The organism is Streptomonospora alba (genome assembly GCF_000826685.1).
In the GTDB taxonomy this organism is placed as follows: Bacteria; Actinomycetota; Actinomycetes; order Streptosporangiales; family Streptosporangiaceae; genus Streptomonospora; species Streptomonospora alba.
In genome coordinates this window covers 15,379-38,369 of record NZ_JROO01000022.1, presented here as the reverse complement: position 1 = coordinate 38,369, position 22,991 = coordinate 15,379, and the positions used below count along the sequence as shown (strand labels likewise).

22 protein-coding genes and 1 tRNA gene are annotated in these 22,991 nt (G+C 72.2%); 8 read left to right on the top strand and 15 right to left on the bottom strand.

Annotation, left to right across the window (positions count from 1 at the left end; translation table 11 throughout):
- Nucleotides 1-1,298: glycoside hydrolase family 18 protein (locus LP52_RS12385; RefSeq protein WP_157036309.1), on the top strand; the 1,298-nt coding region annotated here is incomplete at its 5' end.
- A gap of 5 nt (nucleotides 1,299-1,303) precedes the next feature.
- Here the strand turns inward: LP52_RS12385 and LP52_RS12380 are convergent.
- Nucleotides 1,304-1,816: a pyridoxamine 5'-phosphate oxidase family protein gene (locus tag LP52_RS12380; RefSeq protein ID WP_052809771.1), complete on the bottom strand. Its 513-nt coding sequence runs from the start codon at nucleotides 1,814-1,816 to the stop codon at nucleotides 1,304-1,306.
- 95 nt (nucleotides 1,817-1,911) lie between these two features.
- Between LP52_RS12380 and LP52_RS12375 the strand changes: the two genes are divergently transcribed.
- The gene (locus LP52_RS12375; RefSeq protein ID WP_052809770.1) at nucleotides 1,912-4,914 is read left to right on the top strand and encodes an FAD-binding and (Fe-S)-binding domain-containing protein; all 3,003 of its coding nucleotides are present in this window, start codon (nucleotides 1,912-1,914) and stop codon (nucleotides 4,912-4,914) included.
- 91 nt (nucleotides 4,915-5,005) lie between these two features.
- Here the strand turns inward: LP52_RS12375 and LP52_RS12370 are convergent, their stop codons facing one another.
- Both LP52_RS12370 and LP52_RS12365 read right to left on the bottom strand, forming a co-directional pair.
- On the bottom strand, nucleotides 5,006-5,500 hold the full coding sequence (locus tag LP52_RS12370; RefSeq protein WP_040273448.1) for a hypothetical protein: 495 nt from the start codon (nucleotides 5,498-5,500) through the stop codon (nucleotides 5,006-5,008).
- Between the two features lie 4 nt (nucleotides 5,501-5,504).
- Entirely contained in the window at nucleotides 5,505-5,819 is a 315-nt protein-coding gene (locus LP52_RS12365) for a hypothetical protein (protein ID WP_040273447.1), read from the bottom strand.
- Nucleotides 5,820-5,971: 152 nt separating this feature from the next.
- Between LP52_RS12365 and LP52_RS12360 the strand changes: the two genes are divergently transcribed.
- The 4 genes from LP52_RS12360 to LP52_RS12345 all read left to right on the top strand — a co-directional run bounded on the left by LP52_RS12360 (nucleotide 5,972) and on the right by LP52_RS12345 (nucleotide 8,959).
- Nucleotides 5,972-6,044: transfer RNA gene (locus tag LP52_RS12360), tRNA-Asn, on the top strand.
- A gap of 124 nt (nucleotides 6,045-6,168) precedes the next feature.
- Nucleotides 6,169-7,266: a helix-turn-helix domain-containing protein gene (locus LP52_RS12355; protein ID WP_040273445.1), complete on the top strand. Its 1,098-nt coding sequence runs from the start codon at nucleotides 6,169-6,171 to the stop codon at nucleotides 7,264-7,266.
- A gap of 422 nt (nucleotides 7,267-7,688) precedes the next feature.
- Nucleotides 7,689-8,543 carry a helix-turn-helix domain-containing protein gene (locus LP52_RS12350; RefSeq protein ID WP_040273443.1) on the top strand — a complete coding sequence of 285 codons (855 nt, stop codon included), beginning with the start codon at nucleotides 7,689-7,691 and terminating at the stop codon, nucleotides 8,541-8,543.
- Nucleotides 8,531-8,959: a VOC family protein gene (locus LP52_RS12345; protein WP_238580880.1), complete on the top strand. Its 429-nt coding sequence runs from the start codon at nucleotides 8,531-8,533 to the stop codon at nucleotides 8,957-8,959. The genes LP52_RS12350 and LP52_RS12345 overlap by 13 nt, the downstream gene beginning before the upstream one ends.
- 172 nt (nucleotides 8,960-9,131) lie before the next feature.
- Here LP52_RS12345 and LP52_RS12340 read toward each other — a convergent pair whose 3' ends face one another.
- Nucleotides 9,132-9,860 (bottom strand): hypothetical protein, encoded by a 729-nt coding sequence (locus tag LP52_RS12340; protein ID WP_040273440.1) that lies wholly within the window; start codon nucleotides 9,858-9,860, stop codon nucleotides 9,132-9,134.
- A 176-nt stretch (nucleotides 9,861-10,036) separates the two neighbouring features.
- Here LP52_RS12340 and LP52_RS12335 point away from each other — a divergent pair, with 176 nt between their 5' ends.
- Nucleotides 10,037-10,525, top strand: coding sequence for an NUDIX domain-containing protein (locus LP52_RS12335; protein WP_040273438.1), 489 nt, complete (start codon nucleotides 10,037-10,039; stop codon nucleotides 10,523-10,525).
- Between the two features lie 130 nt (nucleotides 10,526-10,655).
- Here the strand turns inward: LP52_RS12335 and LP52_RS12330 are convergent, their stop codons facing one another.
- The 11 genes from LP52_RS12330 to LP52_RS12280 form a co-directional block, all read right to left on the bottom strand.
- Complete coding sequence (locus LP52_RS12330; protein WP_040273436.1) at nucleotides 10,656-11,546, bottom strand: SAM-dependent methyltransferase; 891 nt, start codon at nucleotides 11,544-11,546, stop codon at nucleotides 10,656-10,658.
- Between the two features lie 300 nt (nucleotides 11,547-11,846).
- Nucleotides 11,847-13,025 carry a 4-hydroxybenzoate 3-monooxygenase gene (locus LP52_RS12325; protein WP_040273435.1) on the bottom strand — a complete coding sequence of 393 codons (1,179 nt, stop codon included), beginning with the start codon at nucleotides 13,023-13,025 and terminating at the stop codon, nucleotides 11,847-11,849.
- 190 nt (nucleotides 13,026-13,215) lie between these two features.
- On the bottom strand, nucleotides 13,216-13,632 hold the full coding sequence (gene pcaC / locus LP52_RS12320) for a 4-carboxymuconolactone decarboxylase (protein ID WP_040273433.1): 417 nt from the start codon (nucleotides 13,630-13,632) through the stop codon (nucleotides 13,216-13,218).
- Entirely contained in the window at nucleotides 13,629-14,438 is an 810-nt protein-coding gene (gene pcaD, locus LP52_RS12315; protein WP_052809767.1) for a 3-oxoadipate enol-lactonase, read from the bottom strand. The genes pcaC and pcaD overlap by 4 nt, the downstream gene beginning before the upstream one ends.
- Before the next feature lie 121 nt (nucleotides 14,439-14,559).
- Nucleotides 14,560-15,930, bottom strand: coding sequence for a 3-carboxy-cis,cis-muconate cycloisomerase (gene pcaB / locus LP52_RS12310; RefSeq protein WP_040273431.1), 1,371 nt, complete (start codon nucleotides 15,928-15,930; stop codon nucleotides 14,560-14,562).
- An 80-nt stretch (nucleotides 15,931-16,010) separates the two neighbouring features.
- Entirely contained in the window at nucleotides 16,011-16,574 is a 564-nt protein-coding gene (gene pcaG / locus LP52_RS12305; protein WP_040273429.1) for a protocatechuate 3,4-dioxygenase subunit alpha, read from the bottom strand.
- Nucleotides 16,574-17,317, bottom strand: coding sequence for a protocatechuate 3,4-dioxygenase subunit beta (gene pcaH / locus LP52_RS12300; protein WP_040273428.1), 744 nt, complete (start codon nucleotides 17,315-17,317; stop codon nucleotides 16,574-16,576). The genes pcaG and pcaH overlap by 1 nt, the downstream gene beginning before the upstream one ends.
- A gap of 74 nt (nucleotides 17,318-17,391) precedes the next feature.
- Entirely contained in the window at nucleotides 17,392-18,567 is a 1,176-nt protein-coding gene (locus LP52_RS12295; RefSeq protein ID WP_040273422.1) for a thiolase family protein, read from the bottom strand.
- 159 nt (nucleotides 18,568-18,726) lie between these two features.
- Entirely contained in the window at nucleotides 18,727-19,485 is a 759-nt protein-coding gene (locus LP52_RS12290) for a 3-oxoadipate--succinyl-CoA transferase (RefSeq protein ID WP_040273420.1), read from the bottom strand.
- A gap of 1 nt (nucleotide 19,486) precedes the next feature.
- The gene (locus LP52_RS12285; RefSeq protein ID WP_040273419.1) at nucleotides 19,487-20,311 is read right to left on the bottom strand and encodes a CoA transferase subunit A; all 825 of its coding nucleotides are present in this window, start codon (nucleotides 20,309-20,311) and stop codon (nucleotides 19,487-19,489) included.
- 249 nt (nucleotides 20,312-20,560) lie between these two features.
- On the bottom strand, nucleotides 20,561-21,376 hold the full coding sequence (locus tag LP52_RS12280) for an IclR family transcriptional regulator (RefSeq protein WP_040273417.1): 816 nt from the start codon (nucleotides 21,374-21,376) through the stop codon (nucleotides 20,561-20,563).
- A gap of 444 nt (nucleotides 21,377-21,820) precedes the next feature.
- Here LP52_RS12280 and LP52_RS12275 point away from each other — a divergent pair, with 444 nt between their 5' ends.
- Nucleotides 21,821-22,951, top strand: a complete 1,131-nt coding sequence (locus tag LP52_RS12275) for a 5-methyltetrahydropteroyltriglutamate--homocysteine S-methyltransferase (protein WP_040273415.1) — start codon at nucleotides 21,821-21,823, stop codon at nucleotides 22,949-22,951.
- The last annotated feature ends 40 nt before the right edge of the window (nucleotides 22,952-22,991 follow it).

Here is a 22,991-nt window from a genome sequence, read left to right as displayed (position 1 = left end):
CGGCGGCGGCGCTGGCGGTCGTGCTCGCGGCAGGCGTCCTGGCCGCCGTCGACGCGGCAAGGAGCCCGTCCCCCGTGCACCGCATCGCCTACTTCGCCGACTGGAACACGGCCGTGCGCGGCTACCGGATCTCCGACGTCGCCGACAGCGGCGCGGCCGCCCGGCTCACCCGGCTGATGTGGGCCTTCGGCGAGATCAGCGCCGAAGGCCGCTGCCGCCTGCCCGCGGAGGACGCCCGCTGGGAGCTCTACCAGCGGCGCTACGACGCCGCCGACAGCGTCGACGGCGAGGCCGACTCCTACGACCAGCCGCTGGCCGGCGGTATCAACCAGCTGCGCAAGCTGCGCGCGCGGTACTCGGGCCTGGGTGCGAGCATCTCGCTGGGCGGCTGGAACACCTCCGTCCACTTCTCCCGGGCGGCGCGCACCCCGGAGGCGCGCCGGGAGTTCGTCTCCTCGTGCCTGGACCTGTGGCTGCGCGGCGACCTGCCGGTGCGCGACGGCGAGCCGCAGGGCGGCCCCGGCGCGGCGGCGGGCGTCTTCGACGGGATCGACCTGGACTGGGAGTGGCCCGGCGGCGACGGGCACCCCGACAACATCGAGCACCCCGACGACCGGCGCAACTTCACCCTGCTCGTGCGCGAGTTCCGCCGCCAGCTGGAGGCGCTGGAGCGCGAGACCGGGCGCGAGTACACGCTGTCGGCGTCGCTTCCCGGCGATACCGGGCGGATGCACGACGGCTACGAGCCGGAGGCCTACGAGGCGCTGGACTTCGCCACCGTGCAGGGCTACGACCTCGCCGGCCCGTGGAGCGGCACGACCGGCCACCACGCCCCGCTGTACGCCGACGGGCCCGCCGCGCCGGAGGAGAGCGTGCACAGCGCCGTGCAGGGCTACCTGGAGCACGGGCTGCCCGCCGGGAAGCTCGTTGTGGGCTTCCCCGGATTCGGCCGCGGCTGGCGCGGCGTGCCGGCGGGGGAGGCGTACGGGCGCGGTGAGACGCCCGAGGCCCCGGCCTCGGGCGACTACGGCGAGCACGCCGCCTCCTACGCCGAACTCCAGCGGCGCGACGGGCGGCGGTTCTTCGACCCCGTCAACGGCACCTACTGGCTGATCGACGGCAACGAGTGGTGGTCCTACGACACCCCCGACACCGTCGCCGTCAAAGGGGCCTACGTCCGCGACCGCGGCCTGGGCGGCCTCATGCTCTGGAACCTCGACATGGACCCCGAGGGCGAGCTGGTGCGCGCCATGGAGACCTCTCTCGACGCCTCGGGCGGATCCGGGGAGCCGCGGTAGGGACCTCAGCCGTCCCGGTACGTGTCGACGAGGCCGCGCTTGGGATGCCAGTGGCGGATGCGCAGCTCGTCGGAGGCCACCGAGGTGATCACGGCTTCGCTGATCAGGATGCGGAACAGGTGGAAGGCGGCCGGGTCGGCGCCGGGGTCGGAGAGCAGGGCGCGCGCCTCCGCCGGGTCGGTGACCTCCACCGCGATGCCGCCGACCTTGGCGTCGCCGGGATCCATCGACTCCTCGGGAGCGGCGTGCAGGGCCATGCGGCCGTCGCGCCGCAGATCCAGCGCCTTGCGGGCGCCCGGCATCGATCCGAGCAGCATCTGATCGCCGCGGAGATCCACCTCGGTGCCGCTGACCCGCGGGGAGCCGTCACCGCGCAGCGTCGCCAGGACGTGGTGCTTGGCGGCACCGAACGCGGCACGCACCTCGGCCGCGAAGGCGGACTGGGCTGCGGCGAACTCCTTCCAGGAGACGGCGGGCAGGGCTGCGGCGGATGTCGCCTTCGGCGAGTCACTGTGCATGCCGCCAGCCTGGCGCCTCGAACTGACACCTGACGTCAGGAATCGCCGACGCGTCGGCGGTTGTCTCTCCACGCGAGCCGCGCCACGCTGGGATCATGCCCGAAACGCCCTCCCCAACGGTCCTGCCCGACATCGACCTCGACGGCTTCGAGCGCGCCCTGCGCCGCGACGTCTCCGGCACGGTTGCCTTAGACGCCGGTACCCGGGCCCTCTACACCGCCGACGCCTCCAACTACCGGCACGTCCCCCTGGGCGTGGTGCTTCCGCACACCGTCGACGACGTCGTCGCGGCAGTGGCCGCGTGCAACACCTACGGGGTGCCGCTGACTCCGCGCGGCGGGGGCACCAGCATCGCCGGCAACTCCATCGGCCAAGGGCTGGTCATCGACACATCGCGCCACCTCACCGCTATCGAGGAGATCGACCCGCGGAGCCGGACCGCCCGCGTCCAGCCCGGGGTCATCCTCGACGATCTGCGTGCGGCCGCGGCCCCCCACGGGCTCACCTTCGGCCCCGACCCCTCCACGCACAGCAGGTGCACCATCGGCGGGATGATCGGCAACAACTCCTGCGGCTCCCACTCGGTCGCCTGGGGCACCACCGCCGACAACGTCGAGTCGCTGGACGTGCTGCTGCACGACGGCACCCGCATGACGGTCGGCGCCACCGGCCGCGACGAGCTCGACCGGCTGGCCGCCCTGCCCACACGGGAGGGCCGGATCTACGCGTCCCTGCGCGACCTGGTCAACACCTACATGGGCGACCTGCGCACCGGCATGCCCCAGCTCTCCCGGCGCGTCTCCGGCTACGCGCTGGACCGGCTGCTGCCGGAGAACGGCGGCCAGCTCGCCCGCGCGCTCACCGGCACCGAGGGCACCTGCGTGACCGTGCTCGGGGCGACGGTGCGGCTGGTGGAGTCGCCGCCCGCGCGCATCCTCGTCGTCTTGGGCTACCCGGACGCGCCGGCGGCCGCCGACGCCGTGCCCGAGCTGCTCCAGCACAGCCCGCTGACCGTCGAAGGGCTCAACGAGCAGCTCGTATCGCGCGTGCGGCGCCCCGGCGAAGGGCGCACCGAGCTGCCCGCGGGCGGGGCCTGGCTGATGGTGGAGGTCGGAGGCGCCGACGCGGCCGAGGCCGCCGATCGCGGCAAGACCATGCTGCGCTCGCTGACGGGAGCGGCCCGCCCGATCGACTCGGCCGTGGTCGCCGACCCCGCGCACGCCCGGGCGCTGTGGCGCATCCGCGAGGAGGGCTCGGGGCTGGCCACGCGGGCGCCCGACGGCACCGAGGCCTGGCCGGGGTGGGAGGACGCGGCGGTGCCTCCCGAGCGCCTGGGCTCCTACCTGCGCGCCTACGACCGCCTGATGGACGACTACGGCTACCGCGGCGTGGTCTACGGCCACTTCGGCGAGGGCTGCCTGCACGTGCGTGTCGATTTCGGGCTGAGCGACGCCGAGGGGCGCGCCCGCTTCCGCTCCTTCATGGAATCGGCCGCCGACCTCGTGGCCGAGCACGGCGGGTCGGTCTCGGGCGAGCACGGAGACGGTCAGGCCCGCTCCGAGCTGCTGCCGCGGATGTACGGCGACCGGCTCATCCGCGCGTTCGGCGAGTTCAAGTCCGTCTGGGACCCCAACGACAGGATGAACCCCGGCGTCATCGTCGACCCCCGGCCGATGGACGACGACCTGCGCCAGGCGGCCGTGACCAGCGGACCCCTGACCGTCCTGGACTACCCGGAGGATCAGGGCGACTTCGCCCGGGCGATGCGCCGCTGCGTGGGAGTGGGCAAGTGCCGGCGCCACGAGGGCCCGGGGGTGATGTGCCCCAGCTACATGGTGACCCGCGAGGAGAAGGACTCCACGCGCGGGCGAGCCCGGATGCTGTTCGAGATGGTCAACGGCGAGGTGATCACCGACGGCTGGGCCTCGGAGGAGGTCCGCGACAGCCTGGACCTGTGCCTGTCGTGCAAGGGCTGCCGCAGCGACTGCCCGGTCAACGTCGACATGGCCGCCTACAAGGCCGAGTTCCTGCACCACCACTACCGCAACCGCGTGCGGCCGGCGTCGCACTACTCGATGGGGTGGCTGCCGCTGTGGGCGCGGCTGGCGGCGGTGGCGCCCGCGGAGGTCAACCGGGCGGGCGGCGCCCGCGGGCTCGGTGACGTGCTCAAACGGGTGGGCGGCATCGCGCCGCAGCGCCGCATCCCCGAGTTCGCGCGCACGACGTTCACCCGGTGGTTCCGCCGCCGCGCCCGCAGGCAGGAGGCGGGGACCGCCCAGCGGCTGCTCGGCGGTGTCCTCGGGCGCCGCCGCGGCACCGCCGCGCCCGCCGGCGAGGGGGACGGCGCACCGGCGGCCCAGCGGCGGGGCACTGTGGTGCTGTGGCCCGACACCTTCGGCAACTACCTGCACCCGCAGGTGCCCGCCGCGGCGGTGCGGGTGCTGGAGGACGCCGGGTTCCGCGTGGTGCTCCCCGAGGGGCAGGTGTGCTGCGGCCTGACGTGGGTCTCCACCGGTCAGTTGAGCGTGGCCCGGCAGGTGATGCGCCGCTCGCTGCGCGCGCTGGCCCCCCACGTCCAGGCGGGGGTGCCCGTCGTCGGGCTGGAGCCCAGCTGCACGGCCGCGCTGCGCTCGGACCTGCTGGAGCTGCTGCCCGGGGACGCGAGCGAGCGGGTGGCCGCGTCGGTGTACACGCTCTCGGAGTTCCTCGACACCTACGCCCCCGAGTGGGAGCCGCCGCAGGTGGACGCGAAGGCGATCAGCCAGGTGCACTGCCACCAGCACGCGGTCATCGGCTTCGACGCCGACCGCAAGCTCATGGAGCGCGCCGGGATCGACGGCGACGTACTGGATTCCGGCTGCTGCGGGCTGGCGGGCAACTTCGGCTTCGAGGCCGAGCACTACGACGTGTCCACGGCGGTGGGGGAGCGGGTGCTGCTGCCGGCGGTGCGCGAGGCCGATGCGCAGACGCTGGTCCTGGCCGACGGCTTCAGCTGCCGCACGCAGATCGACCAGGAGGCGGGCCGCCCGGCCCTGCACCTTGCCGAAGTGCTGGCCCAAGGCCTGGCCGACCGGGACTCCGGGAGGCAGCAGGGGTAGCCGCACCGATCGGCGGCCTTGGCCCGGCCGTGCCGGAACACCGGCGGCGTTCGGGGACAAGGCCGCCGCCGCGATCGGCGCGGGTCGGTTCTCAGACCCCCATCTGCGCGCGCAGCGCGGCCAGTTCGGGGCCGGCCAGCGCGGCGACACGGGGGTCCTGCGGGTCGACGCCCTCGTCGACGTGCACCTGCCAGGAGACGTCGGTGCCGCCGGGCGGGCGCCGAGCGACGAGCCGGAACCCCTCGCCGTCCTCGCCGCCGCCCTCCAGCGGGACGTGGCGCGAGACCACGATCGTGGCCGTCACGCGCTCGTAGACGACCTCCGCCAGCCGTCCCGGATCCTCGACCCCGAACACCCGCCGGCCGTGGCCCTCCTCGGTGAAGGTGAGGCCCTCCTCGGTCCACCGGGCGCGGTCGATGTGCTCCCAGGGCACGGCGTGGCCGTCAGGCAGGTGCAGCGCGCGGTCGGTGGCGACCAGGGCCGCGTCGGCACCCCCGCCGGTGACGGCGAGGACGCGTTCGCCGCGCTGGAGGGAGATCCGCGAGCGCAGCCCTTCGGGCAGCCCGGTGCGGCGCGTCAGGCGCATCGCGTCAGCGGGACCCGGTGTCGGCGCCGCCGGCGCCGTCGGGCCCCGTCCCGCTCAGGTGCGCGGCCTCCTCCTCGGTCGGCCGGGCCAGGAAGTCCTTCAGCGAGGAGACCGGCATGCGTTCGGACACCCTGCCGTAGACGGCCTTGCCCGCCCCGCTGACCTGGGCGCCGACCACCCCTGCGGTCTCCTGCACGGCCGGACTCTCGGCGACGCGCCGGGCCGTGCGGACCAGCTGCTCGTAGCGGGCCTTGCCGGCCTTGGCCCCGAGCACGTATCCCACTGCGAGTCCGGCGGCGAACGTCATCCGGTAGCGCATAGGTCCCTCTCCCGTCATCGGTGGGTGCTGCCCTGCTCCCTGACGCTACCTGCCGGGCGTCCGGAAAACGTGTCACGAGCACGCCTGCGTATGCGCTAGTCTAGATATGTCGCCGAAGCGGGCAGAGCCCGCCGATCGGCGCCAGGGTCCGATCCCGCGTAGCTCAATCGGCAGAGCAGCCGGCTGTTAACCGGCAGGCTACTGGTTCGAATCCAGTCGCGGGAGCAGTCGAAGGAAGCCAGGCCAGATGGCCTGGCTTCCTTTGTGTTGTGGGATGTCCGGTGCCAGGGGACGTTACCCTCAGTCCAAGCGCTACTCCGGACCGTGACGATGTGCGATCATCGCACGTATGGTGGAAGGCCTGAGTTGGGTGCGGATCGGTGAGCGGGTGCGGGAGAGCAGGGCAGCCGCTGGCCTATCCCAACAGGCGCTTGCTGATGCGGTCGGGCTGGAACGCAGCATGATCTCCAAGCTGGAGAAGGGGGACCGCCGTATTGACGCGGTGGAGCTCACCCGGCTTGCCCATGTGCTCGAATCTTCCGTGTCGCACCTTCTCTCGTCCATGCCGGAGATAATCTCGCGGCGGGCGGGCATCCCCGACAGGGAGGACGTTGGCGACAGCGTGGCCGCGCGCAGTGCCTACCGAACCGAGGTGCAGCTCTCCGTATGGCTGCGGGACGTACGTCAACTTGTCGAGGCCGGGGTTCTGCGGCCGGAGCCGATACGGCGCTATCCCCGAACGGTGACCGGCACCGAGGAGGCTAGGGAAGCCGCCCGGTGGTTGCGCGACGAGCTTCGTCTGGGCACGGGGCCGATCGATTCGGTCTCCGAGGCGTGTGAGCGAGCGGGTCAGTTCACCACGGTCGTCCCCCTTCCATCGGACGGAGCCTCCCTGGTCGATGCGGAGGTCGCGGTGGCCGTTGTCAGCGAGGAGCAGGAGCCGGGACGCAGGCGGAGTACAGCCGCGCACGAACTCGCGCACATGGTGCTGGGAGACGAGTTCTCCAGTGATCTCGGTGTGCACGCGTCCCGTCAGGAGCGGGAACAGAGCATGGAAGCGTTCGCCGCGGAGTTCCTGCTTCCCGCTGACGTGACACGAACGGTCGCCGAGGAGCCCGGTGAGGAGGCGCGTCGTCAGGATCTGGTTCGCGTGTCGGCGACCTACCGTGTCTCGTGGGGCCTCGCCGTGACCCAGCTCAGACACACCGGATTGTTGGATTCCGAGGAATCGCGCGAACTGTCGGCGCGTACACCGACGGACGTGGAGTTCAAGGATGCAGTGGGATGGAAGCCCCAACCCGACCTCGCGTCGGTACGTGTCTCTCCCCGTTACGCGTCCGCGGTGGTCGCGGCGCTGCGGGAGGCCCTGATCGTCCCTCAGCGTGCCGTCGAAATGATGCGCGGACAGGTCTCGGTCGAAGAACTCACCGAGGCAGCAACGGATTGAGCTTCCTGCCCCATCAAACATGGTGACACTCTGGTTCTCGACGATCGGCCTGCTCGCAAGGTTGCCGAGAAACATGGCCTCACCGTTCGGGGAACGGCCGGGTTGATCGCTGACGCCTGCCGAAAAGGGGACTGCACGGTGACCAATGCGTCGGTGCTCATCGACGACCTCCACCCTTCGGGTATGCGACTCCCCTTCCCCAAGGGCGGGTTCGAGGCGTGGGCCAGGGAGAAAAGCTTCTCGCCTAGTACTCCTTCTCCGCCCGATTCGCCGCCGGGGCTCCACGCGTGCGAAACGGCCCGCGATCCGGCTCATCAGGGCGTCGAAGCATCGGTGATCGGCTTGCGGGAACCCTCGGGGTTCGGTCCCTGACCTGGAGCGCTCAGCTCCCGCCGGCGTCCCGGACGTCTAGAATCCGCAGTGTGGAGGAGACAACCGGGGCATGGGCCGCCGCCCTCCCGCACCCGGCATTGCGAGGGGTCGTCAAGCCCTACGTCGCCTACGCCACGAGCGCGGCCGCACCGAGCGTGCATGCAGGGTTGCCATCGCGGTACCTGACGTTCATCGCCGCATTGGACGACCCGTTGCACATCATCGGCGGACCGGGGAGCGAGAACGGCCCGCGCACCGTTGAGGCCGGTGTCGGCGGGTTGCATCTGCGGCCTGTGCAGATCGCGCAGCGCACACCGCAGCGCGGCGTGCACGTCTCGGTCGATCCCATGGCAGCCCGCGCGCTGTTCGGCGTGCCGGCCGCCGAACTGGCCGGAACGACCGTTGAAATCGAGGCCCTTCCGGTCTCCTGGGCCCGGGACCTCCCCGAGCGGTTGGCCGAGGCATGCGGATGGCGGGACGTGTTCGAGCGACTGGACCGGGCCCTGATGGAGGGACGCGTCGGCTACACCGTCGCCCCGGAAGTGCGCCACGCATGGGAACTGCTCGTCCGCACGGGCGGGCGTGTGCCCGTGCACCGCGTCGCGCGCGAGGTGGGGTGGAGCCGTCGACACCTCGGCGAGCGGTTCGCCGCCGAGGTCGGAACGACGCCCAAGCAGGCCGCGCGGGTGATCCGCTTCGAGCGCAGCGCAGCCGCCCTACGTGCAGGCGCACGAGACCTGGCCGCGGTTTCCGCTGCGTGCGGCTACTACGACCAGGCGTACATGAACCGCGAATGGCGGGCGATGGCGGAGTGCACGCCCACCGAGTGGATGTGCGAAGAGCTCCCGTTTCTCCAAGACGGCGACATCGGACCGGTGCCAGAGTCGAGACCATGGACGAGATGAGAGGGATGAGGGAGATGGCGGAGACGAGCGCGACTGCGGCGCCGAACCCGGGTGTGTGGCCCTGCCTGGGATACCGGGACGCCGAGGCGGCCCTGCGCTTCCTGACCGGCGTCTTCGGCTTCGAGGAGCGCGCCGTGTACCGCAGCGCCGATGGGACCCGAATCGAACACGCCGAGCTGCGTTGGCCCGAGGGCGGCGGGCTGATGTTCGGCAGTACGAACGCCGGAGAGCGCGGGGCCGATGGCGCCGTCCTGTACGTCGTCACCGTCGACCCCGACGCAGTGCACGAGCGCGCGGTTGCGGCGGGGGCGACTGTGCAGCTAGCGCCCTACGACGCCGACTACGGGTCGCGCAACGTGACCATCGCCGATCCTGAGGGCGCGTCCTGGACCTTCGGTACCTACACCGGCAGCTGATCGGCGAGGCGAGACGGCCCGGCGTCGGGCGCGTGCGTGCCGCGCCCCTGCGCTGCCGTGCCGGTTTGGAGACGGGGGCTCCCGGGGCGCCACACATGCCGCAACCACCCGCTCACAGCGGGGTACTCTTCATGGCGGTCCTTGTCGGCTGGGTGGCGCTCTGTGCGGTGGGTCAGGTGGTGCCCTCTACCGTCGCAGGATCCGCGTCGACCCGGATAACCACGTCGTTTCCCAACGAACGGTCGATACGGCAATGCATGCCGAGTTGGACGATCCGCCCGTCGCGGGGGTGCCACCGGCTGGTCGGCGTGGTGCCGCCCAAGATTCTTTCGAGGGCGTCGATCGTCGGTTTCCAAAGGTTCGGCCACCAGCGTCGCGGTCCGACACAGAATCCGAGGTGGAGGCTGACCGGCCCGTCCCGAAGCGGAACGGCGCTCCCGAGTTGATCGGCGATCTGCTCCTTGTATGCGGGGGATTCGGCTGAGGCTGTGGTGGAGACCTCGTACGTGTGACCGAAGACGGGGCGGCTGGTCGCCGGCCGTGCCCGGTCGAGGCAGAGCCGCGGGGTTCCCGCGTGGCTCTTGGTTCCCCACACCGAGGCGAAGTGGCATCCACTGTCTCTACTGATCCGCTTGACCAGCGGAAACAGATAGTTGTCCAGGTCGTGGTGTTCCAATAGTGGGACGGAACCGGGCAGGACGACATCCAGCCGGAGGACGCGTGGGCCGGGCGTCCGCTCCAGCCGCGGCTGCACAATCTCCTGGACGTGGACGAGGTACTCCTCCAGCCGCACTTGATCCGGGTGCCCGCCGCGTTCCCAGCTGTCGAGCCGAGGTCTGATACGAAGCGGGAGGCACTCCGCGTTCGGTTCGGTGAAAAACGGGGGCGAGTGGGGCGTCATGCGGTCAGGATTCCAGCGCACGGTTCCCGGCGAACGCGGTCGGTCGTATCCGCATCGAAACCGTTGCGGGCATCCTCCGGCCCAGACCGATCGAGGCGGCTGAGTCCCCGGGCCGTTCTAGGGGGGTCTCATCGTGGCCCTGTTCAATGGGCGGTGTCGGACACGGGGAGGGATGTATGGCGAGGACCAGTGCCGGGCTGCTGCTGTACCGGTGGGACGGGGCGGGGGCCGTTGAGGTGCTGTTGGGGCACATGGGAGGCCCCTTCTGGGCGAAGAAGGACGCGCACGCCTGGTCGGTGCCCAAGGGGGAGTACACCGCCGACGAGGAACCGCTGGCCGCCGCCCGGCGGGAGTTCGCCGAGGAGCTGGGGCGGCCCGCGCCCGACGGGGAGCCGTTCGCGCTGGGGGAGGTGCGCCAATCCGGCGGCAAGACCGTCACCTGCTTCGCGCTCGAAGGCGACTTCGACGCCTCGCGGATCGCGGGCGACACCTTCGCGATGGAATGGCCTCCGCGCTCCGGCACGACGCAGGAGTTCCCCGAGGTCGACCGCGCCGCGTGGTTCGACCTGCCCACCGCCCGCACGAAACTGGTGAAGGGGCAGGTCCGCCTCCTGGACCTGCTGGAGAGCGCGGTCGGCGGGCAGGGAGGCGGGCCAGGGGTGTGACCCGCCCCGCCGTGCCCGCGCGGAGCGCGCACGCAGCGGCAGCGGGGCAGCGGCGGCCGGAGCCGGGGCGCTTACGAGCGGGGGCGCCTCCGACCCCTGCCGCCGAAGGAGGCTGCTGTGGGTGGCCGGGTCACTGCTTGACGGCGACGCCGCCGACGATGAGGTTCTCGTTGCGCGGGGGCATGGTGTAGCTGCCCAAGGACTTGGCGTCGGGGGGCAGGGGACGCCACCGGTTGAGGGAGGCCACGCCCGGCTCGACGAGGTGCCAGTCGCCGAAGTAGCTCCGGATCTGCTCGGGGCTGCGCCACATCCCGGTCTTCAAGCGCTCCAGGAACGCGGCCTGGAGGCGGCGGGCGCGCTTGGCCTCCTCGGGAGACCGTGCGAAGTCGGGCTCGCAGAAGTGGCTGACCACCAGGCAGCTGCCCGGTGCCAGGGCGTCGCGCAGTCGGCGGGCGACCCCGTCGGGATCCTGCGCGTCGCTGAGGTGGTGCAGGATGCCGCCGAGCATCAGCCCCACGGGTCGCTTGAGGTCGAGCAGCCCGGTCCGCTCCGCCTCGCTCAGCACGTCCTCCGGCTTCGTCAGGTCGTTCTGCAGAACCAGAGTGGTGCGGTTGTCGTCCAGCAGGGCTCGCCCGTGCGCAAGCACGATCGGATCGTTGTCGACGTAGACCACACGGGCGTCGGGGATGGACTCGTGCGCGATCTCGTGCACGTTGCCGTCGGTGGGCAGACCCGATCCGATGTCCAGGAACTGGTCGAGGCCCCGCTCGGCGGCGAGGTAGCGGGTGGCCCGCTGGACGAAGGCGCGGTTGCCCATGGCGAGGTCGGTCACCCCGGGAACGACCGACTCGGCGTAGTTGGCCATGTCCCGGTCGACCTCGAAATGGTCCTTGCCGCCCAGGTAATAGGAGTAGACCCGGGCGATGCTCGCCTTCGCCGGGTCGATCCGGTCGGACTCGTTCTCGGGGGTGTAGGCGTAGCCGGCGCGCTTCATGAACTCCGGTGATTCGAAACGAGGCATCGCCATCCTCTTCAGGGGGGAAGTGGGCCGATGGTTCTCGGAGTCTATGCCCGCCGAGTGGCGCCGGTCACCATTTCGCGGCATTGGGTAACAGGCGTCCGGAAGCTGCGGTCAGACCGAATCCCCCGAAGCGTCCGGCCCGCCTCGCGAACCCGGCCCGCCCGCGGCACCGAGGCCGTGGGAGCCGGTCCGGGCCGCGCGGCCGGCGCCGTCGCCCCGCCCCGGACCGCTCCAACGCACACGCCGCACACCCCGCCCATCGCCGCCGGCAGCGCGGCGTCGCCGGGCGGGTTCAGAGGTTCAGACGTGGGGCAGCCCCGTGTAGTTCTCCGCCAGCGCGGCGGCGGCCGGCTCGCAGGCGGCGATGTGCTCCAGGTGGGACTGCTGCAGCCGGTGCTCGAACTCCGTGGCCGCGGGGTCGGTGTGCATCAGCGAGGTCATCCAGTAGGAGAAGTGCTCGGCGCGCCACACCCGGCGCAGCGCCTGCTCGGAGTAGGAATCCAGCCCGGAGGCCTCGCCCCGGGCGTACCACGCGTCCAGCCCCTCGGCCAGCAGCATCACGTCGCGCATCGCCAGGTTCAGCCCCTTGGCGCCGGTGGGCGGCACGATGTGGGCGGAGTCGCCGGCCAGGAACAGATTCCCGTGGCGCATCGGCTCGGTCACGAAGCTGCGCATCGGCGTGATGCTCTTGTCGGTGATGGGGCCGGTGTCCAGCTTCCAGGCGCTGTCGGCGAGCTCGAAGCGAGTGGCCAGCTCCGACCAGATGCGGTCGTCGGACCAGTCGGCGGTGTCGGTGTCGGCGGGGACCTGCAGGTAGAGGCGGCTCACCGACTCCGAGCGCATGCTGTGCAGCGCGAACCCGCGGTCGTGGCGGGCGTAGATCAGCTCGTCGCACGAGGGCGGCACGTCGGCCAGGATGCCCAGCCAGGCGAACGGATAGACCTTGTCGTAGGTGCGCACGACCTCCTCGGGCAGGCTGGAGCGCCCGATGCCATGGAAACCGTCGCAGGCCACCACGTAGTCGCACTCCAACGTCTCCTCGGCGCCCTCGGCGGAGGCGAACCGCACACGCGGGTGCTCGCCGTCGATCCCCTCGATCGCCGTGGCCTCGGCCTCGAAGAGGATCCGCCCGCCGTCGGAGAGGCGCCGGGCGATCAGGTCCTTGACGATCTCGGTCTGCGCCCAGATCATGACGTGGCGCCCGGTCAGACCGGGGAAGTCAATGCGGTGCCCGCGTCCCTCGAAGCGCAGCTCGATGCCGTCGTGGCGGAAGCCCTCGCGGTCCATGCGCTCGCCCAGGCCCGACTCGCGCAGCGCCTCGGCGACGCCGTGCTCGACGACGCCCGCGCGCTGGCGGCGCTCGCAGTAGTCGCGGTCGCGGCGCTCCAGCACGACCGATTCGATTCCCCGCTGATGCAGCAGGTGCGACAGGAACAGCCCGGCGGGGCCGGCTCCGATGATTCCGACTGTGGTGCGCATGTTCGGCTCCGCGGCGCGGCGGCGGGTCCGGCGTGCCGGCACCGCGGCGTTGCGCCGCTTGCCTCCCTTCGAGGAGAAAGCGTGTGGGGCGGTGTTCACGGACGGGCGCGGGCGCCTGCCGGGGCCGGGGCGGCCGCGGCAGGCCGGGGCGGACGGGCGGGAGGACCGCAGACCGCCGAATCCCCCGGTGTCAATGTCCGCCGTCTTCTTCGAGTTCGTCCAGCACGCGCTGGGCGATGCCGAAGGCCTTGTTGGCAGCGGGCACGCCGCAGTAGATCGCCGCCTGCAGGAACACCTCGGCGATCTCGTCGCGCGTGAGCCCGTTGCCCACGGCCGCGCGTACGTGCATGCCCAGTTCCTCCCAGTGGCCCTTGGCCGTCAGCGCGGTCAGCACCATGCAGCTGCGCGTGCGGCGGTCCAGGCCTTCGCGGGTCCAGATCTCGCCCCAGGCGTAGCGGGTGATCAGGTCCTGGAAGGGCTCGGTGAAGCCGGTCTTGGCGGCCTCGGCGCGATCCACGTGGGCGTCGCCCAGCACCTCGCGGCGTACCTGCATGCCCGCGGCGTGGCGGGACGCGTCGTCGGCGGGGCGGGTCTCGTTCGTGCTCATCGGTCCTTCTCCGTCGCGGTTCGCGTGTCGCCGCCCTCGACGTCCTCGCCGGCGCCGAAGTGGGCGCGCAGCAGGCCGTTGACCTCCTCGGCGGACTCCCAACTGGCCAGGTGCGCGCCCTCGACCCGCCGAAGCCGCGAACGCGGCACGGCGGCGGCGATCCGCTCGGCGTGGTCGGGCGGGGTGGCGGGGTCCTCGGCACCGGCGACGACCAGCGTCGGCGCGGCGATGCGCGGCAGGTCCGGGCGCAGGTCCATGTGCTCGATGGCGGCGCAGCAGCTCGCGTAGCCTTCGGCGGGCGTGCCGGCCACCATGGCGCGCATGCGTTCGGCTACGCCGGCCTCCCGCTCGGCGTAGCCGGGAGTGAACCAGCGCTGCACGACCCCGGCGGCCACGGCGCCGGTGCCCTGCTCGCGCACCGTCGCCGCGCGCCGGCGCCACCCCTCGGGCTCCAGCTTCGGCGCGGTGCACAGCAGCGCCAGCCGGTCGATGCGCTCGGGCGCGTGGGCGGCCAGCCACATGCCGGTCATGCCGCCCAGCGACAGTCCGGCGAAGTGGGCGCGCTCGGCGCCGATGCGGTCCAGCAGGCGCAGCACGTCGCCGCCCAGGTCGGCCAGGCTGTAGGGGCCCGGTGGCACGGGGGAGCCGCCGTGGCCGCGGGTGTCGTAGCACACGACGCGGAAATCCCGGGAGAGCGCCTCGATCTGCGGCCGCCACATCTCCAGCGTGCTGCCGAGCGACCCCGACAGCACGAGCAGCGGCGCTTGGGGCGGGCCCTGGGCGACGTGGTGCACGTCGACGCTCACGGTCTCCTCCAACGGTTCGAACGACGTCCGGGCGGTGCGGTCGCGGCGGGAGCCGCATCGGCGCTCGGCCCGGCCGGGCGCCGGTACGGGCGCCGATGCGGGCGCTCGGGCGGGCGCGCCATCAGGCCTGCCTTTCCGCGCCGCGGCGGCGGGCGCGGGCGGCCAGTGCCCGGTCCACCAGCTCGGGGGCCGAGCCGAGGTAGCCCGCCGGGTCGAGCAGAGCGTCGATCTCGGCGCGGCCGCGGCGGCCCTCCAGGTGGTCGGCGAGCACATCCGCCAGGTCCCGACCGGTGCGGGCGGCCTCGTGGCAGGCGTCGCGCACGTTCTCGTGGGCCCGGGCGCGGCCCAGTTCGCCGGCTAGGTCCGCGGTGACGCGCTCGGCCATGGGGAAGCCGCCGGAGGCCGCGAGGTTGGCGCGCATGGCCTCGGGCCGCACCGCAAGCCGCTCCAGGGAGGTGTCCAGCCAGGCCGCGGCCGATCCCGCGGCCTCCAGCAGCCGCGTCAGCGTCGGCCATTCGGCGTGCCAGGGGCCTGCCGCCCGCTGGTGCTGCTGCACCTGGGCGGCGAACAGCGTCGACACCAGTCCCGGAGCCTGCTCGGCGCAGGCGGCGGCCGAGACCGCGGCGATGGGGTTGCGCTTGTGCGGCAGCGTGGAGGAGCCGCCCACACCCGAGCCGCCGAACTCCTCGACCTCGGCGACCTCGGTCTGGGCCAGCAGCACGATGTCTCCGGCGGGCTTGCCCACCGCTCCGCAGACCCGGCCCAGGCTCGCGGCGATGTCGGCGACGCGGCCGCGCTCGGTGTGCCAGGGAAGCTCCGCCTCGGCCAGCCCGGTCTCCTCGGCGAAGGCCGCGGCCGCCGCCGGGCCGTCGGCGCCCAGCGAGGCCAGCGTTCCGGCGGCACCGCCCAGCTGCGCGGCGGCCCTGAGTTCGAGCACCTCGGCCAGTCGGTCGGCCGCGGTCTCCAGCCCTTCCAGCCAACTCGCGGCCACCGCGCCGAAGGTGGTCGGCAGCGCCTGCTGGAGCAGGGTGCGCCCGGCCATCACCGTCCCGCGGTGCTCAGCGGCCAGCGCGGCCAGGCGCTCGGCCGCCGAGGCGGCGTGGTCGGCCACGACGGCGCCCGCGCGGCGGCTGACGAGCATGGCCGCGGTGTCCATGATGTCCTGGCTGGTGGCGCCGTGGTGGATGTGGCGCGAGGCCTCGCCGCCCACCTGCCGGGTCAGCTCCGCCACCAGCGGCACGACGGGGTTTCCTGCCCCGGCCGCATCCGCCCCCAGCCGCCGGGCGTCGAAGTGCTCCGGTACGCACGCCGCGGTGATGGCCTCCGCGTGCTCGGAGGAGATCAGCCCGATGCGGGCGTGGGCGCGGGCCAGCGCCGCCTCGGCGTCCAGCAGCGCCCGCAACCATGCCCGGTCGCCGGTCTCTGCGCCGATTCCGCCGCGGCCGAAGACGCCTCCGAAGAGGCCGCCCGCCGCACCGCTGTCCTCGCTCACGGTTCCTCGCTCGTTCCCATCGCCCCGTTCGCCTCGTTCGCCTCGTTCGCCGTGTGCTCTCCGGTGCCCGTCCCCGCAGGTCAGATGTCGAAGAACACGGTCTCGTCCTTACCCTGCACGCGGATGTCGAAGACGTAGCCGTCCTCGGCGGGCCGGGCTATCAGCGTGGCGCGCTCGGGCTCGGGGACCGCCGCCAGCACCGGGTCGGCGGCGTTGGCCTCGGCCTCCTCGGGGAAGTAGATGCGGGTGACGGTCCGGTTGAGCATGCCCCGGGCGAACACCGAAACGTCGATGTGGGGGGCCTGCATCGCTCCGCCCAATCCCGGGACGGGACCGGGCTTGAGGGTGCGGATCCCGAACCGGCCCTCCGCGTCGGTCTCGCACCGGCCGAAGCCGCGGAAGCCCGGCCAGGCCTGGGCGCCGCGCGGGTCGTCGGGATGGTCGAAACGGCCCTCGGGGTCGGCCTGCCAGGTCTCGATCAGTCCGTCGGGGATCGGGGCCCCCGCGCCGTCGTAGAGCGTGCCGCGGATCCAGAAGCCCCCTTCGGCCTCCTCGGCCAGCGCGTAGGGGCCGTCGGGCCAGGGCAGCCCGATGTGCAGGTAGGGGCCGACGGTCTGGGAGGGTGTGGTCTCGCCTTTGCTCATCAGCCGTCGTCCACTTCCGACTCGAAGACGGTGGACTCGCGCCCGCGCAGCACGATGTCCCACTCGAAGGCCAGCGCCCACTCGGGCGCCGTGTTGGCGTAGTCGAACCTGGCCACCAGCCGCTGCCGCGCCTTCTCGTCGGGGATGGAGTTCCACATCGGGTCCTGGAAGAACAGCGGATCCCCGGGGAAGTACATCTGGGTGACCAGGCGCTGGGTGAAGGCCTGGCCGAACAGCGAGAAGTGGATGTGGGCGGGACGCCAGGCGTTGTCGTGGTTGCCCCAGGGGTAGGCGCCCGGCCGGATGGTGACGAACCGGTAGCGGCCCTGGGCGTCGGTGAGCGTGCGTCCCACGCCGGAGAAGTTCGGGTCCAGCGGGGAGGGCCAGTTGTCGACGGCGTGGCGGTAGCGGCCGCCGGCGTTGGCCTGCCAGATCTCGATCAGCGTGTTGGGCACGGGCCGGCCGTCGCTGTCGCGCACCTGGCCGTGGACGATGATGCGCTGGCCCTGGGGCTCGTCCTCGTGCTGGCGGGTGAGGTCGTTGTCGGTCTCGCCGATGCGGCCCTCGCCCAGTACCGGTCCGGTGACCTCGGTCAGCATGTGGGGGAGAAGCTGCAGCGGCCGCTTGGGGTGGCGCAGCGCGGTGCTGCGGTAGCCGGGGTAGTCCAGCGGCGGATGCACCTCGTGGTCGCGCTGGTATCCGGCCGCGAGCGGGACCCCGTCGGCGCGCGGATCGGTGCTCATGGCTCCTGTGCCTCCTGCCTGTGCGGAAACGTATCCGGACGTGGACCCGACGGTGCGGGCCCTGCCGCGCGCCGTCAGGCGTGCAGCACCACGGCGAGGCCCTGGCCCACGCCGATGCAGATCGCGGCGAGTCCCCAGCCGCCGCCGCGGCGGTGCAGCTCGTGGGCGAGCGATCCCAGGATGCGCGCACCCGATGCGCCGAGGGGATGGCCGACGGCGATGGCGCCGCCGTTGGGGTTGACGATCTCCGGGTCCAGACCCGGCCAGCTCCGCAGGCAGGCCAGCGACTGGGCGGCGAAGGCCTCGTTGAGCTCGACGACCGACAGGTCCTCCCAGCCGATGCCCGCGCGCGACAGTGCGGTCCGGGCGGCCTCCACCGGGCCGACGCCGAAGCGGTGCGGCTCCACAGCGGCGACACCGCGGCCGGCGATGCGCGCCAGCGGGGTCGCGCCGGTGGCCGAGGCGGCCGCCTCGTCGCCGATCAGCAGGGCCGCAGCGCCGTCGTTCAGCGGCGAGGAGTTGCCCGCGGTGACGGTGCCGTCGGGGCGAAACGCCGGTTTCAGCCCGGCGAGCTTGTCCAGCGAGGTCTCACGGATGCTTTCGTCGCGCGTGAGCTCCACTCCGGGCACCGGGACGATCTCGGCGTCGAAGACGCCCTTCTTCCAGGCCTCGGCGGCCTTGCTGTGGCTGCGCAGCGCGAACGCGTCCTGCTCGGAGCGCTCGATGCCGAACTGCTCGGCGATCTGCTCGGTGCACTCGCCCAGCGAGACGGTCCACTCCTCGGGCATGGCCGGGTTGACCATGCGCCAGCCCAGCGTCGTGGAGTGCAGCGTCTCGTGCCCGGCGGGGAAGCCCTTGGCGGGCTTGGGCAGCACCCAGGGGGCGCGGCTCATCGACTCCACGCCGCCGGCCAGCACCAGCGAGGCGTCCTGCACCGCGATCGCGCGGTTGGCGGCGATGACCGCCTCCAGCCCGGAACCGCACAGCCGGTTCAGCGTGGCGCCGGGCACGGAGGTGGGCAGCCCGGCCAGCAGCGCGGCCATGCGCGCGACGTTGCGGTTGTCCTCGCCGGCGCCGTTGGCGTCGCCGAAGTAGACGTCGTCGATTCCGGCGGGGTCGAGTCCGGGCGTACGCTCGACGAGGCCGCGGACGGCGTGGGCGGCGAGGTCGTCGGGGCGCACCCCGGCGAGCGCGCCGCCGTGCTTGCCGAAGGGGGTGCGCACCGCGTCCAGGACGAATACGTCGGTCATTGTGGGCCTTTCCTCTACGTGCGGGCAGAGCCGCCGAGCGGGCGCCGGGGGAGGCGCCGGCGCCGCGCGCCGCCGTCCGGCTCGGGTCGCCGATGGAACATTGCTTATCAGTCCCTCTCTCGCGCCGCGGGCGCGCTCCCCGGTTGGCCGGCCCGCCGCCTAGTCTCGCCCGGTCAGCGAGCGCAGCACCGACAGCTCTTCGGCGGTGGGTTCGGGGGTGGAGGCCAGTTCGGGGGAGACGGCCAGCTCCCAGCCCGTGGCGGCGCGGACGTCGTCGACGGTGACGCCGGCGTGCAGCTGCACCAGGGTCAGCTCGCGTGTGGCCGGGTCGGGCTTGAGGACGCCCAGATCGGTGATGACGCGGGTGGGTCCGGCGCCGCGCAGCCCCAGGCGCTCGCGCTCGCCGGCGCCGCGGCCGTGGCCGACCGAGGTCACGAAGTCGGCGCGGTCCACGAAGGTACGGGCGCTCTGGCGGACGACCACGACGACCTCGCGGCAGGAAGCGGCGATCTCGGGGGCGCCGCCCGCGCCGGGCAGCCGCACCTTGGGGTCGGTGTAGTCGCCGATGACCGTGGTGTTGATGTTGGCGTAGCGGTCGATCTGCGCGGCGCCGAGGAATCCGACGTCGATGCGGCCCGGCTGCAGCCAGTAGTTGAAGACCTCGGGCACCGAGACGACGGTGTCGGCGGTCTCGGCGAGCACGCCGTCGCCGATGGACAGCGGAAGCGTGTCAGGGCGGGTGCCCAGGGTTCCCGACTCGTAGATCATCCACAGGCCCGGTGCGTGGGTGCGGCAGGCCAGGTTGGCGGCCGTGCTGGGCAGGCCGATGCCCACGAAGCAGGCCATCTCCGAGGTCAGGGCGTGGGCGGCGGCCACCGTCATCATCTCGTCTGCGGTGTAGCCGGTTGCTGTCGTCATCTCAGCCTGCCTTTCCGGGCAGCGGGGCCTGGGCGCCCAGGCCCTCCGCCAGCCATCGGGAGAACTCCTCCCTGTCGCGGCTGACGGCGTCCCAGTCCTGGTAGGCGCCGTTGTCCCGGGCGTAGTAGCCGTGGGCGTACGAAGGGCGGGAGCCGCCGGGCACGGCCGCCACGGCGCTGACCACGCGGGCGGGCAGGACCACCTGGCCGGGGACGGGATCGAGTTCGTCGACGATCTCCTCGACGGTGACCAGGGAGCGCTTGGCGGCGAGCACGGCCTCCTTCTGGATGCCGGTGATGCCCCAGAGCTGGACGTTGCCTTCGCGGTCGGCCCGCTGGGCGTGCACGATCGAGACGTCGGGGTTGAGGGCGGGGACGGCGGCCAGCTTCTCACCGGTGAAGGGGCACTCGATGGTCTTGATGGTGTCGGTCTGGTCGACGAGGTCGGTGCCGGCGTAGCCGCGCAGGACCGCGAAGGGCAGGCCGGAGGCGCCGGCGACGTAGCGGTTGGCCATGCCCGCGTGGCTGTGCTCCTCGATCTCCAGGGGGCGGGGCCAGCCGTACTGGATGGCGTCGCGGAACCGGTGGAGGGAGCCCACGCCGGGGTTGCCGCCCCAGGAGAACACGAGCTTGGCGGCGCAGCCCGCGCCGATCATCTGGTCGTAGACGATGTCGGGGGTCATGCGGACCAGGGTGAGGTCACGCCGGCCCTGCCGGATGATCTCGTGACCGGCGGCCACCGGGATCAGGTGGGTGAAACCCTCCAGCGCGACCGTGTCTCCGTCGCCGACGAGTTCGCGTACACCCTCGTCCAGCGGCACGATCATAAGTGGGTCCAAATCTGTTCGTATGCCGAATGCGTGTTCTTAATACGCACATCATTGCCCACGGTCATCCCACGGGTCAAGGGTGGGTGAAGCCGGAGCGAACGCCCCGGTGAGCGGGTCGCGCGGGCATTCCCGGAGGCGGTGTGACACTCGGTGAGCGGACGGCGAGGAAAATTCAGGGGCGGGGACGACGGGGAGGGGAGGGGACGGCGCGGAGCGCTTCCTGCGGTGGCGGGAAGCGGGCGGGCCTTAGGGGTGCCCCGACGCCCGCTGGGAGATCTCCAGGTCGGCCTCGATGCGGGCGGCCGCTGCCAGCAGCGGCGGAAGCAGGTCGCGCCGGATGTCCTCCACGGAGGAGCGGCTCGCATGCGCGGAGACGTTGACCGCTGCGACCACACGCCCGTCGCGGTCGCGGACGGGTGCGGCCACCGAGCGCAGGCCCTCCTCAAGTTCCTGGTCGACCAGCGCCCAGCCCTGGTTGCGGACCCGGTCGATCTCGGCGCGCAGCCGGCCCGGTGTCGTCAGCGTGTAGGCGGTCAGCCGGGCCAGTTCGGTGTTGTCCAGATAGGCGTCGAGCTCCTCGGCCGGGCGGCCCGCAAGGAGTACGCGCCCCATCGAGGTCGCATACGCCGGGAACCGGGTGCCGACGTTGATCGCCACGTTCATGATCCGCGAGGTGGACACCCGGGCCACGTAGACGACGTCGCCGCCGTCGAGCACCGAGATCGAGGACGACTCGTGCAGCTCCGCGGCCAGGCGCTCCAGATGCGGCTGGGCCACCTCGGGCAGTCCGGCCGAGGACAGGTAGGCATAGCCCAGCTCCAGCACCCGCGGGGTCAGCGAGAAGAGCCGGCCGTCGGTGCGCACGTAGCCCATGTCGACCAGGGTGAGCAGGAAGCGGCGGGCCGCGGCGCGCGTGAGTCCGGTCTCGCGCGCGACCTCACTGAGCGTCATCGCCGGGCTCTGGGCCGTGAAGGCGCGGATCACGGCCAGACCGCGCTCCAGCGATTGCACGTAGTGTTCCCCCTTGGGGTGGGTGCCGGGCTCGGTGAGGTCCGTGCTCATGTCTCTTCCCTTCGGTTGCGGCGGCATTTCGGGACACGCGCAGTGCGCGCCGTGCAGCTCCGCGTTCATGCGCCTAGGGGGATGTTCTCATACCGAACAAGAGACGTCCCAGGTAAAGCCGGATACCTCCGGTAGAGCCGTCCGTTATATGGGGGTTGACGTGGGTGATCGGCCTCACTTATGTTCGCTCGAAGAACGCTTGTTCGTATCTCGTACATCGAGCTGCGGATGCGGTACGGTGCCTAGGCACTCGACCGCGGCTCCGCCCCGGATGGCGGGCGACCGGGCCCCTGCCGCACGCCGGCACGCAGCCCGGTGGCGGCCACCCGCCGCTTGTCCCGATCCAGCGCCGCAGAATCGCAGCCGGGTGGGCCCCACGTGCCGAGCGCCGGATGCCGTCCGCGCTGGCTCGCACCGAGGACTCGAAGGGAGACCGGCGAAACCATGACACCCCCCGCCAGCCGCCGAGGCGAACCGCCCTTCCGCGCCGACCACGTGGGCAGCCTGCTGCGTCCGCGTCGGCTGCTCGACGCCCGCGCCCGCCACGCCGAGGGCGCGCTGGACGATCAGGAGCTGCGCAGCATCGAGGACGACGCGATCCGCGACGTCGTGCGCATGCAGGAGGAGGTCGGGCTCTCCTCGGCCACCGACGGCGAGTTCCGCCGCGCCTCCTGGCACATGGACTTCATCTACCAGCTCGGCGGCATCACCAAGGCTCCCGGCGACCTGAGCGTCACCTTCCACAACGAGCAGGGCGACATCGAGTTCACCCCGGCCGCCCTGCAGGTCAGCGGCAAGGTGGGGCTGGACCACACGATCTTCGCCGACGACTTCGCGTTCCTGCGCGACACCGTCACCACCAACACGCCCAAGCTGACCATGCCCTCGCCGAGCATGGTCCACTACCGCGGCGGCCAGGCTTCCATCGACTCCGATGTCTACCCCGACACCGAGGAGTTCTGGAACGACCTCTCGGCCGCCTACGCCGAGCAGATCCGTCGGGTCGGCGAGCTGGGCTGCTCCTACCTGCAGCTCGACGACACCAGCCTCGCCTACCTCAACGACCCGCGCCAGCGCGCCATGATCGACCAGCGCGGCGACAACGGCGACAGCATCCACCGCCGCTACATCAGCCAGATCAACGCCGCCCTGGCCGGCCGCCCCGAGGGCATGCGGATCACCACCCACATGTGCCGGGGCAACTTCCGCTCCTCCTGGGTGGCCGAGGGCGGCTACGATTACATCGCCGAAGAGCTGTTCGGCAACCTCGGCGTCGACGGATACTTCCTCGAATTCGACGACGCCCGCTCCGGCGGGTTCGAACCCCTGCGTTTCGTCCCGCAGGGCAAGTACGTGGCCCTCGGCCTGGTCACGACCAAGCGCGGCGCCCTCGAGAGCAAGGACGACCTCAAGCGCCGTATCGAGGAGGCGAGCCGCTACATTCCGCTCGAGCAGCTGTGCCTCGCCCCTCAGTGCGGATTCTCCAGCACCTTCGAAGGCAACGACCTCACCTATGACGAGCAGGTAGCCAAGCTGCGGCTGATCGTCGAGACCGCTGCCGAGGTCTGGGGATGATCCCCCACTCGCACCGACGTGAGTGGTGCGTGCCCGACTA

Bases quoted from the DNA above. Each gene is read 5' to 3' on its own strand.
- LP52_RS12380 (WP_052809771.1), bottom strand. From the start codon at position 1,816: ATGCACAGTGACTCGCCGAAGGCGACATCCGCCGCAGCCCTGCCCGCC.
- LP52_RS12375 (WP_052809770.1), top strand. From the start codon at position 1,912: ATGCCCGAAACGCCCTCCCCAACGGTCCTGCCCGACATCGACCTCGAC.
- LP52_RS12370 (WP_040273448.1), bottom strand. From the start codon at position 5,500: ATGCGCCTGACGCGCCGCACCGGGCTGCCCGAAGGGCTGCGCTCGCGG.
- LP52_RS12365 (WP_040273447.1), bottom strand. From the start codon at position 5,819: ATGCGCTACCGGATGACGTTCGCCGCCGGACTCGCAGTGGGATACGTG.
- LP52_RS12355 (WP_040273445.1), top strand. From the start codon at position 6,169: ATGGTGGAAGGCCTGAGTTGGGTGCGGATCGGTGAGCGGGTGCGGGAG.
- LP52_RS12345 (WP_238580880.1), top strand. From the start codon at position 8,531: ATGGACGAGATGAGAGGGATGAGGGAGATGGCGGAGACGAGCGCGACT.
- LP52_RS12340 (WP_040273440.1), bottom strand. From the start codon at position 9,860: ATGACGCCCCACTCGCCCCCGTTTTTCACCGAACCGAACGCGGAGTGC.
- LP52_RS12335 (WP_040273438.1), top strand. From the start codon at position 10,037: ATGGCGAGGACCAGTGCCGGGCTGCTGCTGTACCGGTGGGACGGGGCG.
- LP52_RS12330 (WP_040273436.1), bottom strand. From the start codon at position 11,546: ATGCCTCGTTTCGAATCACCGGAGTTCATGAAGCGCGCCGGCTACGCC.
- LP52_RS12325 (WP_040273435.1), bottom strand. From the start codon at position 13,025: ATGCGCACCACAGTCGGAATCATCGGAGCCGGCCCCGCCGGGCTGTTC.
- pcaC (WP_040273433.1), bottom strand. From the start codon at position 13,632: ATGAGCACGAACGAGACCCGCCCCGCCGACGACGCGTCCCGCCACGCC.
- pcaG (WP_040273429.1), bottom strand. From the start codon at position 16,574: ATGAGCAAAGGCGAGACCACACCCTCCCAGACCGTCGGCCCCTACCTG.
- pcaH (WP_040273428.1), bottom strand. From the start codon at position 17,317: ATGAGCACCGATCCGCGCGCCGACGGGGTCCCGCTCGCGGCCGGATAC.
- LP52_RS12295 (WP_040273422.1), bottom strand. From the start codon at position 18,567: ATGACCGACGTATTCGTCCTGGACGCGGTGCGCACCCCCTTCGGCAAG.
- LP52_RS12290 (WP_040273420.1), bottom strand. From the start codon at position 19,485: ATGACGACAGCAACCGGCTACACCGCAGACGAGATGATGACGGTGGCC.
- LP52_RS12285 (WP_040273419.1), bottom strand. From the start codon at position 20,311: ATGATCGTGCCGCTGGACGAGGGTGTACGCGAACTCGTCGGCGACGGA.
- LP52_RS12280 (WP_040273417.1), bottom strand. From the start codon at position 21,376: ATGAGCACGGACCTCACCGAGCCCGGCACCCACCCCAAGGGGGAACAC.
- LP52_RS12275 (WP_040273415.1), top strand. From the start codon at position 21,821: ATGACACCCCCCGCCAGCCGCCGAGGCGAACCGCCCTTCCGCGCCGAC.